At 64.9% G+C, this 17,002-nt stretch carries 10 protein-coding genes; 6 read left to right on the forward strand and 4 right to left on the reverse strand.

Going from position 1 to position 17,002, the window contains the following annotated elements; all coding sequences use genetic code 11:
* The first annotated feature begins 53 nt into the window (after positions 1-53).
* Entirely contained in the window at positions 54-410 is a 357-nt protein-coding gene (locus tag CT3_RS11060) for a zinc ribbon domain-containing protein YjdM (protein WP_066532258.1), read from the forward strand.
* A gap of 98 nt (positions 411-508) precedes the next feature.
* Here CT3_RS11060 and CT3_RS11065 read toward each other — a convergent pair whose 3' ends face one another.
* On the reverse strand, positions 509-2,155 hold the full coding sequence (locus CT3_RS11065; RefSeq protein ID WP_066532260.1) for a carboxylesterase/lipase family protein: 1,647 nt from the start codon (positions 2,153-2,155) through the stop codon (positions 509-511).
* A 337-nt stretch (positions 2,156-2,492) separates the two neighbouring features.
* Between CT3_RS11065 and CT3_RS11070 the strand changes: the two genes are divergently transcribed.
* From CT3_RS11070 to CT3_RS11080, 3 genes are all read left to right on the forward strand, one after another.
* On the forward strand, positions 2,493-3,050 hold the full coding sequence (locus CT3_RS11070; RefSeq protein WP_066532265.1) for a sigma-70 family RNA polymerase sigma factor: 558 nt from the start codon (positions 2,493-2,495) through the stop codon (positions 3,048-3,050).
* Positions 3,051-3,138: 88 nt separating this feature from the next.
* Complete coding sequence (locus CT3_RS11075) at positions 3,139-4,203, forward strand: FecR family protein (protein ID WP_066532274.1); 1,065 nt, start codon at positions 3,139-3,141, stop codon at positions 4,201-4,203.
* A 212-nt stretch (positions 4,204-4,415) separates the two neighbouring features.
* Complete coding sequence (locus tag CT3_RS11080) at positions 4,416-6,842, forward strand: TonB-dependent siderophore receptor (RefSeq protein WP_066532277.1); 2,427 nt, start codon at positions 4,416-4,418, stop codon at positions 6,840-6,842.
* Between the two features lie 275 nt (positions 6,843-7,117).
* On the opposite strand, the gene lpdA is transcribed toward CT3_RS11080, so the two are convergent.
* From lpdA to aceE, 3 genes are read right to left on the reverse strand one after another with little or no spacing between them, the layout of a single operon-like run.
* Positions 7,118-8,968 (reverse strand): dihydrolipoyl dehydrogenase, encoded by a 1,851-nt coding sequence (gene lpdA, locus CT3_RS11085; RefSeq protein ID WP_066532279.1) that lies wholly within the window; start codon positions 8,966-8,968, stop codon positions 7,118-7,120.
* Between the two features lie 14 nt (positions 8,969-8,982).
* Positions 8,983-10,704, reverse strand: coding sequence for a dihydrolipoyllysine-residue acetyltransferase (gene aceF, locus CT3_RS11090; RefSeq protein ID WP_066532282.1), 1,722 nt, complete (start codon positions 10,702-10,704; stop codon positions 8,983-8,985).
* Between the two features lie 18 nt (positions 10,705-10,722).
* Positions 10,723-13,440, reverse strand: coding sequence for a pyruvate dehydrogenase (acetyl-transferring), homodimeric type (aceE, locus tag CT3_RS11095; RefSeq protein WP_066532285.1), 2,718 nt, complete (start codon positions 13,438-13,440; stop codon positions 10,723-10,725).
* Between the two features lie 298 nt (positions 13,441-13,738).
* Between aceE and CT3_RS11100 the strand changes: the two genes are divergently transcribed.
* Both CT3_RS11100 and CT3_RS11105 read left to right on the forward strand, forming a co-directional pair.
* A complete protein-coding gene (locus tag CT3_RS11100) occupies positions 13,739-16,324 on the forward strand; it encodes a PAS domain-containing sensor histidine kinase (protein ID WP_083520186.1) in 2,586 nt (861 codons plus the stop codon).
* Positions 16,321-16,959 carry a response regulator transcription factor gene (locus tag CT3_RS11105; RefSeq protein WP_066532288.1) on the forward strand — a complete coding sequence of 213 codons (639 nt, stop codon included), beginning with the start codon at positions 16,321-16,323 and terminating at the stop codon, positions 16,957-16,959. Before CT3_RS11100 ends, CT3_RS11105 begins: the two co-directional genes overlap by 4 nt.
* Positions 16,960-17,002: the final 43 nt, after the last annotated feature.

Consider the following 17,002-nt stretch of genomic DNA (forward strand, 5'->3'; position numbering starts at 1 on the left):
GTCCGCTACTGCGCGAGGCTGTACGCTCACACTTTTGTAACAACGAACGTGACATGAGCGATTCCACCCTGCCCGCCTGCCCCCAATGCGGCCTGGACCACACCTACCCCGATGGCGACCTGCTGGTCTGCCCCGACTGCGCCCATGAATGGTCGGCCCAGGCCGACGCTGCAGCCGATGAAGACAGCGGCCCGCGCGTCATCAAGGACGCCAATGGCACCCCGCTGGCCGACGGCGACAGCGTGCTGCTGGTCAAGGACCTGAAGGTGAAGGGCTCCTCCACCGTCATCAAGAAAGGCACCAAGATCAAAGGCATCCGCCTGGTCTATGACAACGGCGACCACGACGTGGACTGCAAGACCGACCAGGGTCCGTTCATCCTGAAGTCGGAATTCCTGAAGAAGGCGTAAGCCCGCCGCCTCGGCCCCTTCTGGACCTTCCCGCCATCCGGAAGGTCCAGAATCATCCCTGAGCCCTCAGACAGCGCCGCAGGCCTGCGCGCCCGTCTTCAGTCCCGCACAAACGACACCGGGAAGCTGTACTCATACAGCGGCACCTGGGCCAGGGCCTGGCGGGCATGGGCTTCGGGGTTGTCCACCACCGCCCAGCTCTTGCCGATGCGGGCCGTGGTGCGCTGGCCGCGCTCGTAGCGGTTCCAATGCTGCACGCCGGCGCGCTCGGAATTGGGGTTGCCGCTGCGGGCAAACTGCCCCCAGATGGCGCCGATGCGGTCGCGCACCTGCAGCTGGTCGGGGCTGTCCTGGACCAGATGGCGGGCCGCATCCAGCGTGCCAAAGATGAAAGGCACTTCGGACGTGTGCGCCGCCCCCAGCACGCCGTTGCGTGAGGGCGAAGTCCAGTCGAACGCATAGGCATGCACCGGCGCGCCGCCCAGGTCGGCCTGGCGGTCGGCAAAGGCCAGAGTGGGCAGCTTGTAGTTGTAGTCGCTGGCCACCGCAATCAAACGCTGCGACGCGGTAGTGCCCGGGTACTGGGCCGCGTAACTTTGCAGCAGCTCCCTGGTCGCCGGACCGGACAGGCGCAAAAACTTCTGCACCCGTGCCTGCAACTGGGCTTCACTGAGCGTGAAGTTGGCCGGGTTGCCGGCCAGAAAGAATGTGGCTTCCTGCTGGGCATAACCCACCAGCACCGGCACCTGGGCCGCCAGCGGCGTGCCCGCGGGATCGTAGGGCTCCTGCTGAAACACCACGCCATCCAGCGTGGGGCGGAACTCGCTCACACCACCGGTCTTGGCCAGCAGCTTGCCGTAGGCGGCCACAATCTGCTCGGCCGGCAGCTGCTGGATGCGTGCGGCATTGGCACGGTCCAACCCCAGCTCCTGCAGCAGACCGTGGCTTGCCTGGGCCACCTTCTCGCGGCTGGCCAGGCGCCACAGGCCCGAGCCGCTTTGCACAATGGCCTTGTGAAACAGGCCCTTGGCAGCAGGCGCGCCCAGCAGCGCCGTGACCTTGGCGGCGCCGCCGGACTGGCCAAAGATGGTGACATTGCCCGCATCGCCCCCAAAGCGCGCAATGTTCTCGCGCACCCAGCGCAGCGCCAGCACCTGGTCCAGCACACCCACATTGGCCGATTCCGGCGCAAAGCCCGGCGCGTCGATCAGCAGGGAACCAAACACATTCAACCGGTGGTTGATGGAGACCACCACCACATCCTGCGACTGGGCCAGGTGGCTGCCGTCAAAGCCGGGGGCCGTGCCGGCGCCGGTGGCAAAGCCGCCGCCATGCAGCCACAGCAGCACCGGGCGCTTCTTGCCGTCCAGCGCTGGGGTGAATACGGCCAGCGACAGGCTGTCTTCGCTGGTGGCCGCCGTGGGCCAGTACCAGGCAAACTCCGGCACCAGGGGCACGGCGGGCTGCGGTGCGCTGGCGCCATGCGCGGTGGCATCGCGCACACCCGCCCAGCCCTGCTTGGCCACCGGGGGGCGGAAGCGGTTGGCACCACCGGTGCTCTCGCCATACGGCACGCCCTTGAAGGCAAAGCCTTGCGCCGTGCGCAGGCCGCGCAGCTTGCCCGCCGCAGTGTCCACCACAGGCTCCTGCGTGCCCGCCGTACTGGCGCAGGCCACCAGGCCGCCGGGCAGGCTGATCACGGCACCGACCTTCAGGCCGGACAGCAAAAACTCACGCTTGTTCATAGCACTCACACTCTCATTCCAGTCATTGCCGGGCACAGGGGTGCACCTGGTCAAGGAGCGCGACTCTAGGCGCCAGACAGCGGAACCCCAACAAAGCTTTGCGCATGAGCTCAAACGAAAAAAGCAGATCTACCGTCCCGCCGCACCAGAACGCGGCTCCGGCATGCAACGCCGCCTGCCCTCTGCCGCTGCACCCCAGCCCACCGCCGGCTCCTCCCTGGCAACGCATCAAATGATATTGACTATCATTTACACGTATACTCGCCCCCCACGTGGTCACCGGTCGCCCTGGCCGGATGCACTGCGAAGACGCCGCCCTCCCTCCCTGATCTGCCCCGTGGTCGCACACTACTACCGAGAGTTGCTGAGGTTCCTGCAAGGAACGGTCAGAGACCGCGATACGGCGGCAGACCTGGCACAGGAAAGCTATGCCCGCGTGCTGGCCGTGCAGGAGTCGGGCGAGCCCATCGCCGAACCGCGTGCGCTGCTGTACCGCACCGCGCGCAATCTGGTCATTGACCAGTACCGCCGCAGCGAAGTGCGCGGCACCTACGCAGCAACCGAAGGCGATGCCGCCACCGACGCAGCCGACTGGACCGCAGGCCCCGAAGCGCTGGAGCCAGAGGTGGCCGCCATGTCGTCCCAAACCGTCGATGCCCTGCTGGCCGCCATCGGCGAGTTGCCTCTGCGCTGCCGCGAGGCCTTCATCCTGCACAAGTTCGATGGACTGTCCCAGGCCGAAGTGGCCCGGCAGATGGGTATCTCCGTCACCATGGTGGAGCGCCACATCAAGCAGGGCATGCAGGCCTGCCGGGCCCGCCAGGAACAAATGCAGGGCAGCGGAACATCCACCCCTGCCTCGGCTGCCACGGCTGCCCCCCGGAGTGGCCGATGAGAATGAGCGACTTCTTTGGCTTTGCGGCGTTGGGTTTTGGCAGACTCGTGCGTCTACCTTTCTATGGCCCCTGGCTTTTCGCATCCGCATGACTGATCGCTCCACTGCCCAATCGCCACACAGCGACCTCGATGCCGAGGCCCTGGAGTGGTTTGCGCGCTACAGCGATGCCCCGGATGCGGCCTACGCCAACGCAGACTTCCGCCATTGGCTGGCGGAACGCCCGGACCGCGCCACCGCGTTCCAGCGCTGGCAGGCCGATTGGCGCCAGCTCGATGCCCTGCCGGCCTCGGGCGTTGAACAACTGCGCCTGCAGCTGAAGAAAGACCTGGCGGAGTCGGCCCAAAAGGCCCAGACCACAGAACGCCCATCGTCCTGGTGGTCCGCATTGATCCCCCAGGCCATCCCGCGCGCGGCCCTGTCCGCCGTGGCCATGGCGCTGGTGGTCGGCAGCGCCTATATGGGCTGGGACCACTGGCAGCAGCAGCCCGTGTTTGCGCAGACCTACCAGACCGAGCGCGGGCAGCAACTGAGCGTGGAGCTGCCCGATGGCACCCACCTGAGGCTCGACACCGCCACACGCGTCCAAGTCAGCCTGTACCGCCAGCGCCGCGAGGTGAAGCTGCCGGAAGGACAGGCCGTGTTCGAGGTGCAAAAAGACGCCTCCAAGCCCTTCGACGTGCTGGCCGGCAGCACCCAGGTGACGGTGGTGGGCACGCGCTTTGCGGTGCGCAACACCGCCGGCAGCCCCGTGCGCGTTGCCGTAGAAGAAGGCAAGGTGCGCGTACGCCCGCTGCCATCGGCGGGCGGCAACGCCCCCGAATCGGCGGCCGTGCTGCTGACGGCGGGCCAGCAACTGGCCAGTGCCGATGGACATCTGGGCCCCGTGGCACCGCTTGCCGCGGCCGGCATCGCCCCCTGGCGCGACGGCCGGGTCAACCTGGAGAACGTGCCGCTCTCCGCAGCCTTGGCGGAATTCGAACGCTACGCCCCCACGCACATGGTGGTGCGCGACCCGGCAGTGGGCGCGCTGCGCCTGTCAGGCACGTTCGATCCGCAAAGACTCGCCCATTTCCGCTCCGCCCTGCCCAAGGTGCTGCCCGTGCGTTTGAAGCAAAACGGGGATCTGACGGAAATCGTGGCAAGCCACTGACACCCGCACACCCGCCGTGGGCACCGCCGCAGCACGGTGGCCGCATCGTTGCTGCGCCGGGGCGGCTTTGTTGCTGACTCGTTGCAGTCTCATTGTGAGCCAGGCCCTCCCGGCACATTTTTAAAAAAATTTTGCGTACAGGTTGGGGTTTTGCATTGCCATGCGTCTTCCTGAGAACGATTCCTGTTTCGTGCCTTTTGGAGAAAGTTCGCATGTCCCGTTTCCGATTCCATCTTGCGCCGCTGGCAGCGGCCGTCACCCTGCTGGTGGCCACCACCGCCGCCCAGGCGCAATCGGGCAGCACGCCCGCCCCACAGGCTGCGCCGGTGGAAATCCAGATCACCGCGCAACCGCTGTCGCAAGCGCTGGCGGTGCTCGCACGCCAGGCGCACCTGGAATTGATGGTCCAGCCCGCCCTGGTCGAAGGCCGCAACGCCCCCGCCGTGCAAGGCCGCTTCACCGTGCGCGAAGCGCTCAATCGCCTGCTCGCAGGCAGCGGCCTGTACGCCGAAGTGGAAGGCACCTCGGTCGTGGTGCGGCGCCAGTCGCCCGGCCCGGGCGCAGCCACGCTGCCGCAGGTGACCGTCACCGCCCAGGAAGAACGCAGCGCCACCTCCGAAGGCACCAACTCCTTCGCCGCGCGTGCGGTCAGCATCAACAAAGGTGACCAGGCGCTCAAGGACATCCCCCAGTCCATCAGCGTGATCACGCACAAGCAGATCGAAGAACAGGGCATCACCGACCTCAAGCAGGCCGCCAACATCGCCACCGGCACCGTCGGCGTGACCGGTGTCGGACAAGGCATGGTGCTGGCAGCGCGCGGCTTCCAGATCGACAACTGGCAGTACGACGGCGTCGCGATCCCCCGCAACATGTACTCGCTCGGCAACTGGGCTGCAGAAGGCATGGCCTTCTACGACCGGCTGGAAGTCCTGCGCGGCGCATCGGGCCTGCTGCAAGGCACCGGCAGCCCCGGCGGGGCCGTCAACCTCGTGCGCAAACGCGGCCAGAGCGAAAAGACCGTGACGCTGACCACGCGCGCCGGTTCCTGGGACCGCTACGGCGTGCAGCTGGACGTCGGTGGCCCCCTCAACGCCGAAGGCACGCTGCGCGGTCGTGCCGTGGTGGACGAAGCCCGCAGCCACTCGTTTGTCGACTATGTGAACGACCGTTCCCGGTCGCTGTATGCAGCGCTGGACTACGACATCAGCCCGGATACCACCGTGGGCCTGGGCGTGAGCCAGCTCGACAGCAAGGGACGCCCCTTCATCTACGGCGTGCCTCTGGCGGCTGACAGCCGCGATGTGGGTCTGTCCCGCTCCACGTTCACGGGTGCCTCGTGGAACCGTTCCAACCTCAAACAGACCACGGTCTACGCCGATCTGAACCACCGCTTCAACGCAGACTGGAAGCTCAAGGTGTCGGCCTTGCAGATGAACGAAACGAGCAACTCCACGCACCAGCGCATGCACGGCACCGTGGCGCCGGACGGCAGCGGAATGACCTACGCGGACTGGATCACCCACTTTGACTCCGACAAGGTCGGGCTGGACGCTTTTGTGAATGGCAGCTTCAATGCCCTGGGCCTGCGCCATGAAGTGACGCTGGGCGCCGATTATTCCAAGTACCAGTCCGACGACAAGTACACCCGCAACTTCACCTCGGGCGGCAACCTCTTCGACATCGACCACAACCGCCCCAAGCCCACCGAGGAAAGCCTGCTGGCGGCCGGTGGCCGGCAATCCGTCTCCTCCTACGACGTGCGGCAAAAAGGCATCTACGCCAGCTGGCGCGCACAACTCACCGAACCGCTGACAGCCATCGTGGGTGCCCGCGTCGCCTGGTATGACCTGTTCTACAAGGCATCGTTGTTCGACACCCGTGAAGCCATGCACACCTCGGGCGAGGTTGTCCCCTACTTCGGCCTGGTGTATGCCCTGAGCCCCCAGTGGTCGGCCTACGGCAGCTACACCAGCGTGTTCGAGCCCCAGTCGGCACGCACGGCGGCAAGCAAGGTGCTGGATCCCGTCATCGGATCGAACTACGAACTCGGCATCAAAGGCGAGCTGATGGACAAGCGCGTCAACACCTCGCTCGCGGTGTTCCGCTACGACCACAAGAACCGTGCCGTCAACGACATGGCATCCGGCTTTGCCTGCGATGGCTGGTACTGCTCCACGGCATCCGGCAAGGTCCGCAGCCAGGGCCTGGAAGCCGAGGTGAGCGGCGAGGTGCTGCGCAATCTGCAACTGATCGCAGGCTACACCTTCAACACCACCAAATTCCTGAGCGACCCCGACAACCAGGGCAAGGTCTTCAGCACCTGGACCCCCAAGCACATGCTTCGCGTCTGGGCGTCCTACCGCCACACCGGCGACTGGAACCGCCTCACCACCAGCGCCGGTTTCACCACGCAAAGCCACACGCTCGACTACGACCGCGCGAACGACATTCCCGGCTTCACCACCTGGAACATGCGATTCGCCTACCAGGCCACACCCGAGGTCAGCATCGCGATGAACCTGAACAACATCTTCGACAAGCGCTACATCGTCCCTGGCTACACCGGCTACACCGGCGCCAACTACGGCGATCCGCGCAATGTCATGTTCACCGTGAAATACACCCCGCGCTTCTGACCGCGCATGTGGGATGCGGGCCGCAGAAGGGAACCCCTGCTGCGGCTTTTTTCAAGGCGCCTTTCCAAAGCGCTTTCAAAGTGCCCTCCCCACCGGTTCGCATGCCAAGTGTCCTGCCCCTCGGCACCGAAGGCTCCGCACGCCAAGCCCCCTGCCGCGCAGACTTACGCCCTTGCCCCTTGCTCTCTGAAGCTCCGGGGCGATGCACAGACCATAAAAAAGGCAGCCCGCAGGCTGCCTTTTTTGTCCCAGGCCCTAAGGCCTGATCGCGTCGCTTACTTGCGTACCGGCGGCACATCCGTGCACGAACCGTGCGCCACTTCCGCCGCCATGCCGATGGACTCGCCCAGCGTGGGGTGGGGGTGGATGGTCTTGCCGATGTCCACGGTGTCCGCGCCCATTTCGATGGCCAGCGCGATTTCACCGATCATGTCGCCCGCATGCGTGCCGACCATGCCGCCGCCCAGGATGCGGCCATGGCCGTGGGCTTCGGGAGAGTCATCAAACAGCAGCTTGGTGAAGCCTTCGTCGCGGCCATTGGCAATGGCGCGTCCGGACGCAGCCCAGGGGAACAGGCCCTTCTTGACCTTGATACCTTGCGCCTTGGCCTGGTCTTCCGTCAGACCCACCCATGCCACTTCGGGATCGGTATAGGCCACGCTCGGGATCACGCGGGCGTTGAAGGCGCTGGATGCCAGCTCCTTGTTGCCCTGCAGTTCGCCGGCGATGACTTCGGCGGCCACATGCGCCTCGTGCACGGCCTTGTGTGCCAGCATGGGCTGGCCCACGATGTCGCCGATCGCAAAGATGTTGGGCACATTGGTGCGCATCTGGATGTCGACGTCGATGAAGCCACGGTCGGTCACGGCCACGCCCGCCTTGTCGGCGCTGATCTTCTTGCCGTTGGGCGTGCGGCCCACGGCTTGCAGCACCAGGTCGTAGGTCTGGGGTTCGGGCACGGTGACGCCGTCCTTGGCAGGCTCGAATGTGACCTTGATGCCTTCGGGCGTTGCTTCGGCCGCCACGGTCTTGGTGTTGACCATGATGTTGTCAAAGCGCGGCGCGTTCATCTTCTGCCAGACCTTGACCAGATCGCGGTCGGCGCCCTGCATCAGGCCGTCCATCATTTCCACCACGTCCAGGCGTGCGCCCAGCGTGCTGTAGACGGTGCCCATTTCCAGGCCGATGATGCCGCCACCCAGAATCAGCATGCGTTTCGGAACCGCCTTCAGGTCCAGCGCGCCGGTGGAGTCCACCACGCGCTCGTCCTTGGGCATGAAGGGCAGGTGCACGGCTTGCGAGCCGGCTGCAATGATGGCGTTCTTGAACTGAACCACCTTCTTGCTGCCGGTCTTGTCCTGGCCGTCACCCGTGGTTTCTTCCACCTCGATGTGGTTGGCGCTGACAAAATTGCCATAGCCGCGCACGATGGTGACCTTGCGCATCTTGGCCATCTGGCCCAGGCCGCCGGTCAGCTTGCCGATGACCTTTTCCTTGTGACCGCGCAGCTGGTCGATGTTCACTTCCGGAGCGGCAAACTTCACGCCCGCCACTTCCAGGTGCTTGACTTCGTCCATCACGGCCGCCACGTGCAGCAGCGCCTTGGAAGGAATGCAGCCCACGTTCAGGCACACGCCGCCCAGCGTCTTGTAACGCTCGACCAGCACCACCTTCAGGCCCAGGTCGGCCGCGCGGAACGCTGCCGAATAGCCGCCAGGGCCACCGCCCAGCACGACCACATCGCAGTCCAGATCCACCGTGCCGCCAAAGTTGGCGGCCACGGGGGCCGGTGCCGCCGCAGCGGCAGGTGCTGCCGGAGCAGGCGCTGCAGCTGCAGGGGCCGCGCTCGGTGCCGGCGCAGCCGCCGGGGCTGCAGCAGCGCCCTCGCCCGCTGCTTCCAGCGCGACGATGACCGAGCCTTCGGCGACCTTGTCGCCCACCTTGACCAGTAGCGACTTGACCACGCCCGCGTGGCTGGATGGAATCTCCATGGAAGCCTTGTCGGACTCCACGGTGATCAGCGACTGGTCCACGGAGACGGTGTCACCGGGCTTGACCAGCAATTCGATCACACCCACTTCGGCGAAATCGCCAATATTGGGGACCTTGATATCAATGGTTGCCATGTACCAGTCTCCCTTTACAGCAGGATGCGGCGGTAGTCGGCCAGCACCGCGCCCAGGTAGGCGTTGAAGCGGGCAGCAGCCGCGCCGTCGATCACGCGGTGATCGTACGACAGGCTCAGCGGCAGCATCAGGCGGGGCACAAACTGCTTGCCGTCCCACACCGGCTGGATGCTGCCCTTGGACAGACCCAGGATGGCCACTTCCGGCGCATTCACGATGGGGGTGAAGTCGGTGCCGCCAATGCCGCCCAGCGACGAGATGGAGAAGCATCCGCCTTGCATGTCGGCAGCGCCCAGCTTGCCGTCACGGGCCTTCTTGGCCAGTTCCGACATTTCCTGGCTGATCTGCATGATGCCCTTCTTGTCGGCATCCTTGAGCACCGGCACCACCAGGCCATTGGGCGTGTCCGCCGCAAAGCCGATGTTGTAGTACTGCTTGTAGACCAGGGTGTCGCCGTCCAGCGAGGTGTTGAACTCGGGGAACTTCTTCAGCGCCGAGACCACGGCCTTGATCACAAAGGCCAGCATGGTCACCTTGACGTCGCTCTTGGCCTTGGCGCTTTCGGCGTTGGTGCTCACGCGGAAGGCTTCCAGCTCGGTGATGTCCGCCAGGTCGTTGTTGGTGACGTGGGGAATCATCACCCAGTTGCGGTGCAGGTTCGCGCCCGAGATCTTCTTGATGCGCGACAGATCCTTGCGTTCCACGGCACCAAACTTGGCAAAGTCCACCTTGGGCCAGGCCAGCACTTCCAGGCCGCCCACGTTGCCGCCGGACGACTTGGCCGGGGCAGCTGCCTGCTGTGCCAGCGTTTGCACGGCGCCTGCCATCACCGACTTGGTGAAGGCCTGCACGTCGTCGGCCGTGATGCGGCCCTTGTTGCCGGAACCCTTCACCTCGGCCAGCGGCACGCCCAGTTCGCGGGCGAACTTGCGCACGGAAGGCGATGCGTACGGCAGGCTGCCGGACGGCGCCACCGTGGGGTTGTGGGCAGGCACCGCCACAGGGGCAGCGGCCACGGGGGCTGCTGCGGCGGCAGGTGCCGCCTGGGCCGGTGCTGCCGCAGCGGGTGCGGGGGCAGCAGCCGGAGCCGCCGCTGCAGAGGCCAGAGGGGCTGCAGCGCCCTGCACCGTCATCTGACCGACCACGTCGCCCACGTTCACGGTGTCGCCGATCTTCAGCGTCAGCGCGGTGATGGTGCCAGCGGCCGGCGACGGGATTTCCATCGATGCCTTGTCGGACTCCACGGTGAACAGCGATTGCTCGGCCGTCACGGTGTCGCCCACCTTGACCAGCATCTCGATCACGGCCACATCCTTGAAGTCACCGATATCGGGGATCTGGATGGCCAGCGTGCTGGAAGCGGCGGCCGCAGCAGGGGCTGCCTGCGCGGGTGCCGGAGCCGCAGCGGCCACCGGGGCAGCAGCTGCAGCCACTGGGGCTGCGGCAGGCTGGGCCGCCGGTGCAGGCGCTGCAGCAGGGGCAGGGGCGGAAGCGGCGTCGGCCGTCTCCAGCACCACCACCACCGAGCCTTCGCTGATCTGGTCGCCCAGCTTCACCTTGACTTCCTTGACCACGCCAGCATGGCTGGAAGGGATCTCCATGGAGGCCTTGTCGCTCTCCACGGTCACCAGCGACTGCTCCACCTTGATGGTGTCGCCCACGTTGACCAGCACTTCGATCACGCCCACGCTGTCGAAGTCACCGATGTCCGGAACCTTGATTTCTGTCATTGCCATTGTCTGTCTCCGGTCGTTTTAGGCGTACAGCGGGTTGATCTTGTCGGTCTTGATGCCGTACTTGGCAATGGCTTCGGCCACCTTGGTGACGGGCAGCTTGCCTTCGTCGGCCAGCGACTTGAGCGCGGCCACGACGATGTAGTGGCGGTCGATCTCGAAGTGCTCGCGCAGCTTGCGGCGGAAATCCGAACGGCCGAAACCGTCGGTACCCAGCACCTTGAAGGTGCGGCCCTTGGGCATGTAGGGACGGATCTGCTCGGCGTAGGCCTTCATGTAGTCGGTCGACGCGATCACCGGACCTTGCGAGCCTTGCAGCTGCTGCGTCACGAACGGTACCTTGGCGGTTTCTAACGGGTGCAGCATGTTGTGGCGCTCGGCGTCCTGGCCGTCACGGGTCAGTTCGTTGAACGACGGGCAGCTCCACACGTCGGCCGCAATGCCCCAGTCCTTTTCCAGCAGCTCTTGCGCAAAGAAGGATTCGCGCAGGATCGTGCCCGAGCCCAGCAGTTGCACGCGCTCGCCCGATTGCGGCACCTTCTGGCCGGGCTTGCACAGGTACATGCCCTTGATGATCTGCGCTTCCGTGCCGGCGGTCAGGCCGGGCATGGCGTAGTTTTCGTTCAGCAGCGTCAGGTAGTAGAAGACGTTTTCCTGGTTCTGCACCATGCGGCGCAGACCGTCCTGCATGATCACGGCCACTTCGTGTGCGAAGGTGGGGTCGTAGCTGATGCAATTGGGGATGGTGTTGGCCAGGATGTGGCTGTGACCGTCTTCGTGCTGCAGACCTTCGCCGTTCAGCGTGGTGCGGCCCGAAGTGCCGCCCAGCAGGAAACCGCGTGCCTGCATGTCACCCGCAGCCCAGGCCAGGTCGCCAATGCGCTGGAAGCCGAACATCGAGTAGTACACATAGAACGGGATCATGATCCGGTTCGAGGTGCTGTAGCTGGTGGCCGCCGCAATCCAGCTGGCCATGCCGCCGGCTTCGTTGATGCCTTCCTGCAGGATCTGGCCGGCCTTGTCTTCGCGGTAGTACATCACCTGGTCCTTGTCGACCGGGGTGTATTGCTGACCGTGCGGGTTGTAGATGCCGATCTGACGGAACAGGCCTTCCATACCGAAGGTACGGGCCTCGTCCACCAGGATGGGCACCACGCGGGGACCAATGTCCTTGTCGCGCAGCAGCTGCGTCAGGAAACGCACATAGGCCTGCGTGGTGGAGATCTCACGGCCTTCGGGCGTGGGCTCCAGGATGGCTTTGAAGGTGTCCAGCGCCGGGGCGGTGAACTGTTCGTCGGCCTTCACGCGGCGGTGCGGCAGGTAACCGCCCAGGGCCTTGCGGCGCTCGTGCAGGTACTTCATTTCCGGGGTGTCGTCGGCCGGCTTGTAGAACGGCAGGTCGGCGATCTGGCTGTCCGGAATGGGGATGTTGAAACGGTCGCGGAAGGCCTTGATGTCTTCGTCCGACAGCTTCTTGGTCTGGTGCACGGTGTTCTTGCCTTCACCGATCTTGCCCATGCCGAAGCCCTTGACGGTCTTGACCAGCAGCACCGTGGGTTGGCCCTTGGTGGAGTTGGCAGCGGCAAATGCAGCGTAGACCTTCTGCGAATCGTGGCCACCGCGGCGCAGGTTCCAGATCTCGTCGTCGCTCATGTGCTCGACCATCTTCAGCGCGCGCGGATCGCGGCCGAAGAAGTTCTTGCGCACGAAGGCGCCGTCATTGGCCTTGAACGACTGGTAGTCCCCGTCGTTGCACTCCATCATGATCTTCTTGAGGACGCCTTCCTTGTCCTTGGCCAGCAGCTCGTCCCAGCCCTTGCCCCACAGCAGCTTGATCACATTCCAGCCGGAGCCGCGGAATTCGCCTTCCAGCTCCTGGATGATCTTGCCGTTGCCGCGCACCGGGCCGTCCAGGCGCTGCAGATTGCAGTTGATGACGAACACCAGGTTGTCCAGGTTCTCACGTGCGGCCAGACCGATCGCGCCCAGGGATTCCACTTCGTCCATTTCGCCGTCGCCGCAGAACACCCAGACCTTGCGGTTTTCGGTGTTGGCAATGCCACGGGCGTGCAGGTACTTCAGGAAGCGTGCCTGGTAGATGGCCATCAGCGGGCCCAGGCCCATGGACACCGTGGGGAACTGCCAGAACTCGGGCATCAGCTTGGGGTGGGGGTAGCTGGACAGGCCCTTGCCGTCCACTTCCTGGCGGAAGTTCAGCAGCTGGTCTTCGGTGATGCGGCCTTCCAGGTAGGCGCGAGCGTAGATACCGGGCGAGACGTGGCCCTGGATGTACAGGCAGTCACCGCCGTGGTTTTCGCTCTCGGCGTGCCAGAAGTGGTTGAAGCCGGCACCGAACATATTGGCCAGCGAGGCGAAGGAGCCGATGTGGCCGCCCAGATCGCCGCCTTCCGGTGGGTGGTGGCGGTTGGCCTTGACCACCATCGCCATGGCGTTCCAGCGCATGTAGGCACGCAGACGGCCTTCCAGGTGCAGATTGCCGGGGCAGCGTGCTTCCTGCTCGGTCTCGATGGTGTTCACATAGCCGGTGGTGGCCGAGAAAGGCATGTCCACGCTGTTTTCACGGGCGTGTTCCAGCAGGTCTTCGATCAGCTTGTGGGCGTATTCGGCGCCTTCGCGGTCGATGACAGCGGAGAGCGCGTCCATCCACTCACGGGATTCCTGGGTGTCGATTTGGGGCTGGGCGTTGGCGCCGGCCTGGGGGTCGGTCTGAGCTGTCATGGTTGTCTCCTGGTCAATGGGCTACAGGGTCATTCGGGGCCTCAGAAGTCCGGTGGCGGGCTGGAGGGCTTCCGATGCAGGCGTTGTCAGAACAGCAACATCCTCGCACCAGGCACACAGCGCCCACAGGCCTTTGCGGCTTGTTAGCGGGGCGAGTGTCGCATATTTTTTTCATATTTCAAATGGTGCTTTTTGATTTCTTAATGTGAAAAAATGCTGCAATTGCACATCCCTACGCTTCCCTCTGAAACCCGCGACGAGCACCGGGGATGTCCTAGGATTCACCTACACTTTAGTCATGCATTCGCACCCCGATCCGTCCGCATCCGGCCCTGACTCGATTTCTCCGGGTTTCTACGAATCCGCCCCCCCCGTGCAATGGTGGCGGACTTGGTGGCGCAGCCTTTCGCCCACGCGCCAAGACCGTTTGGCGGCGCTGGCGCCCATGGCGGCCGTGGCACTGTTCCTGGCTGCAATCCTGGTGGCTTTCTGGTATTTGCGCGCAGAAGAAGTCGACCGCGAGCAGGAAGCCCTGCGCCGCGACGTGGAATACGCCCAGCAACGCCTGCGCCTGCGCCTGCTCGAGCGCCAGGAACAGATCATGCGGCTGGCACGCGATGCGGCCAATGCGGAAATCGGCCCGGCCGAATTCGGCAACCGCACCGAGGTACTGATCACCCAGTACCCCGAGCTGCAGTCCATCAGCTGGGCCACCATGGAGGGGCAGATCCTGGCCACCCATGCCGCCCCCACCGTCTCCAGCGAACAGCTGCGCCAGGTTGGCGAAGTGCTGCGCACCGGCGAGACGGCGGACGCCTTCCGTGCCGTGAAGATGCAGCTGCAGCCGGTCTATCTGCAGCCGCACAAAGAGGCCGGCGAGGTCAGCGCGCCCATGCTGCAGTTGCAGGTGCCACTCAACAGCTCGGGCGAATTCGGCGGCGTGATCCTGGCCGAGTATTCGGTGGACAGCCTGCTGCGCTACGGCATTCCCACCGAGGTGCTGGCCCGTTATGCACTGAGCCTGCGCGATGACCGCGGCCAGGTCCTGGCCGGAACGCCGCTGGTGGCGCCGGCGCCGCCCGCGCAGCGGATGGGCATGCGCCCCCAGGCCAACCAGTATGAAGTGGCCGTGGGGCCGGTCGGAACCTCGCTGGTGCTGCATGCCCAGGCCTACCGGGCCTCGCTGGGCATGGTGGGCAGCGCCCTGTTCTGGCTGGCGGGCACGCTCAGCGTGATGACGGCCTGGCTGCTGCTGGCCACCTGGCGCCACACGCGCCGGCGCATGCGCACCCAGGAAGCCTTGGTGGCCGAAACCAATTTCCGCCGCGCCATGGAAAACTCGGTGCTGACCGGCATGCGCGCGCTGGATCTGCACGGACGCATCACCTATGTGAATGCCGCCTTCTGCCAGATGACAGGCTGGAGCGAACAGGAGCTGGTGGGCCAGATGCCCCCCTACCCCTACTGGCCCGACACCGATTACGACACGCTGCGCGCCAAGCTGCACGATGAACTGGCGGGCAAGACCATCCACGGCGGCTTCCAGGTGCGGGTACGCCGCAAGAACGGCAGCCAGTTCGATGCACGCCTGTATGTCTCGCCGCTGATCGACGCCCATGGCCAGCACACGGGGTGGATGTCGTCCATGACCGACATCACCGAGCCCAACCGCATCCGCGACCAGCTGGCCGCCTCGCACGAGCGCTTCACCGTGGTGCTGGAAGCGCTGGACGCCTCGGTTTCCGTGGCCCCTCTGGGCAGCACCGAGGTGCTGTTTGCCAACAAGCTCTACCGCCAATGGTTCGGCTCCGACGCCGAAGGCCACCTGCGCCTGGTGGAACAGGCCGGCGTGCCCAGCGCCCGCGCCCACCAGCAAAGCAATATGGACGACGAGGACGGTCTGATGGGTCTGCCCACCGAGGAGCTGACCAGCTCGGTGGCCGGCAACGCCGAAATCTTTGTGCCCGAACTGGGCAAATGGCTGGAAGTGCGCTCGCGTTACCTCAGCTGGGTGGACGGCCGCCTGGCCCAGATGGTGATCGCCTCCGACATCACACCCCGCCGCCTGGCCGAAGAACAGAACGCCCGCCAGGCCGAGCGCGCCCAGTCCGTGAGCCGCCTGATCACCATGGGCGAGATGGCCTCCAGCGTCGCGCACGAGCTGAACCAGCCGCTGACCGCCATCAGCAACTACAGCAGCGGCATGCTCACCCGCCTGGCCAATGGTTCGCTGACCGAAGACCAGATGAAGTTCGCGCTGGAGAAAACCGCCCACCAGGCGCAGCGCGCGGGCCAGATCATCCAGCGCATCCGCTCCTTCGTGAAACGCAGCGAGCCCAACCGCGCCCAGGCCAACGTCAACGACATGGTCGAGGAATCCGTGGAGCTGGCCAACATCGAACTGCGCCGCCGCAACGTGAGCCTGACCCACCACGTCGCAGCCCGCCTGCCGGCGGTGATGGCTGACCGTATCCTGATCGAGCAGGTGCTGGTGAACCTGATGAAGAACGGGGCCGAATCCATCGACCTGTCCGACCGTCCGTCCGGAAAGCGCAGCGTCGAATTGCAGGTGCGTCCGACCATGCAGGACGGCAAGGAAGGCGTGGAATTTGCCGTGACCGACAGCGGCAAGGGACTTCCGCCCGAAGTGCTTGATCGCTTGTTCGAAGCCTTCTTCACCACCAAGCAGGAAGGCATGGGCATGGGCCTGAATCTATGCCGCAGCATTGTGGAGTCCCATCACGGCCGGATGCGTGCGGAGAACCTCTACAATGGTTCAGAGGTCGTCGGCTGCCGGTTTTCATTCTGGCTCCCGCTGGCGTCCCCCAAGGACAGTGAGACATCCCCTCAGGCAAACAATCCAAATCCAAGGACACCTGTATGAACATGACCCCGAAAAAAGGCACCGTGTATGTAGTCGACGACGACGAGGCCGTCCGCGACTCGCTGCAATGGCTTCTCGAGGGCAAAGATTACAGAGTGCGCTGCTTTGAATCGGCCGAAGCCTTTCTGGCCCGCTACGACCCGCGCGAAGTCGCGTGCCTGATCGTCGACATCCGCATGAACGGCATGACCGGTCTGGAACTGCAGGACCGCCTGCTCGAACGCAAGTCCCCCCTGCCCATCGTCTTCATCACCGGCCACGGCGACGTGCCCATGGCCGTCAACACCATGAAGAAGGGTGCACTGGACTTCATCCAGAAGCCTTTCAACGAAGACGAACTGCTGGGCACCGTGGAGCGCATGCTGGACCATGCCCGCGAAGCCTTTGCCGACCACCAGCAGGCCGCCAGCCGCGACGCGTTGCTGTCCAAGCTCACCGGCCGCGAAGCCCTGGTGCTCGAGCGCATCGTCGCCGGCCGCCTGAACAAGCAGATCGCCGACGACCTGGGCATCAGCATCAAGACGGTGGAAGCCCACCGCGCCAACATCATGGAAAAGCTCAACGCCAACACCGTGGCCGATCTGCTGAAGATTGCACTTGGCCCTACCAGTGCAACCCCCAAGGTCTCGGCGTAAAGTAATTCCTTCACCCGCAGCTGCCAGCGCTTGTGCACCAAGC

Origin of the sequence: Comamonas terrigena NBRC 13299 (assembly GCF_006740045.1) — a bacterium.
Lineage (GTDB): Bacteria > Pseudomonadota > Gammaproteobacteria > Burkholderiales > Burkholderiaceae_C > Comamonas > Comamonas terrigena.

Bases quoted from the DNA above. Each gene is read 5' to 3' on its own strand.
- CT3_RS11100 (WP_083520186.1), top strand. From the start codon at position 13,739: ATGCATTCGCACCCCGATCCGTCCGCATCCGGCCCTGACTCGATTTCT.
- aceF (WP_066532282.1), bottom strand. From the start codon at position 10,704: ATGGCAATGACAGAAATCAAGGTTCCGGACATCGGTGACTTCGACAGC.
- CT3_RS11075 (WP_066532274.1), top strand. From the start codon at position 3,139: ATGACTGATCGCTCCACTGCCCAATCGCCACACAGCGACCTCGATGCC.
- CT3_RS11105 (WP_066532288.1), top strand. From the start codon at position 16,321: ATGAACATGACCCCGAAAAAAGGCACCGTGTATGTAGTCGACGACGAC.
- lpdA (WP_066532279.1), bottom strand. From the start codon at position 8,968: ATGGCAACCATTGATATCAAGGTCCCCAATATTGGCGATTTCGCCGAA.
- CT3_RS11080 (WP_066532277.1), top strand. From the start codon at position 4,416: ATGTCCCGTTTCCGATTCCATCTTGCGCCGCTGGCAGCGGCCGTCACC.
- aceE (WP_066532285.1), bottom strand. From the start codon at position 13,440: ATGACAGCTCAGACCGACCCCCAGGCCGGCGCCAACGCCCAGCCCCAA.
- CT3_RS11065 (WP_066532260.1), bottom strand. From the start codon at position 2,155: ATGAACAAGCGTGAGTTTTTGCTGTCCGGCCTGAAGGTCGGTGCCGTG.
- CT3_RS11060 (WP_066532258.1), top strand. From the start codon at position 54: ATGAGCGATTCCACCCTGCCCGCCTGCCCCCAATGCGGCCTGGACCAC.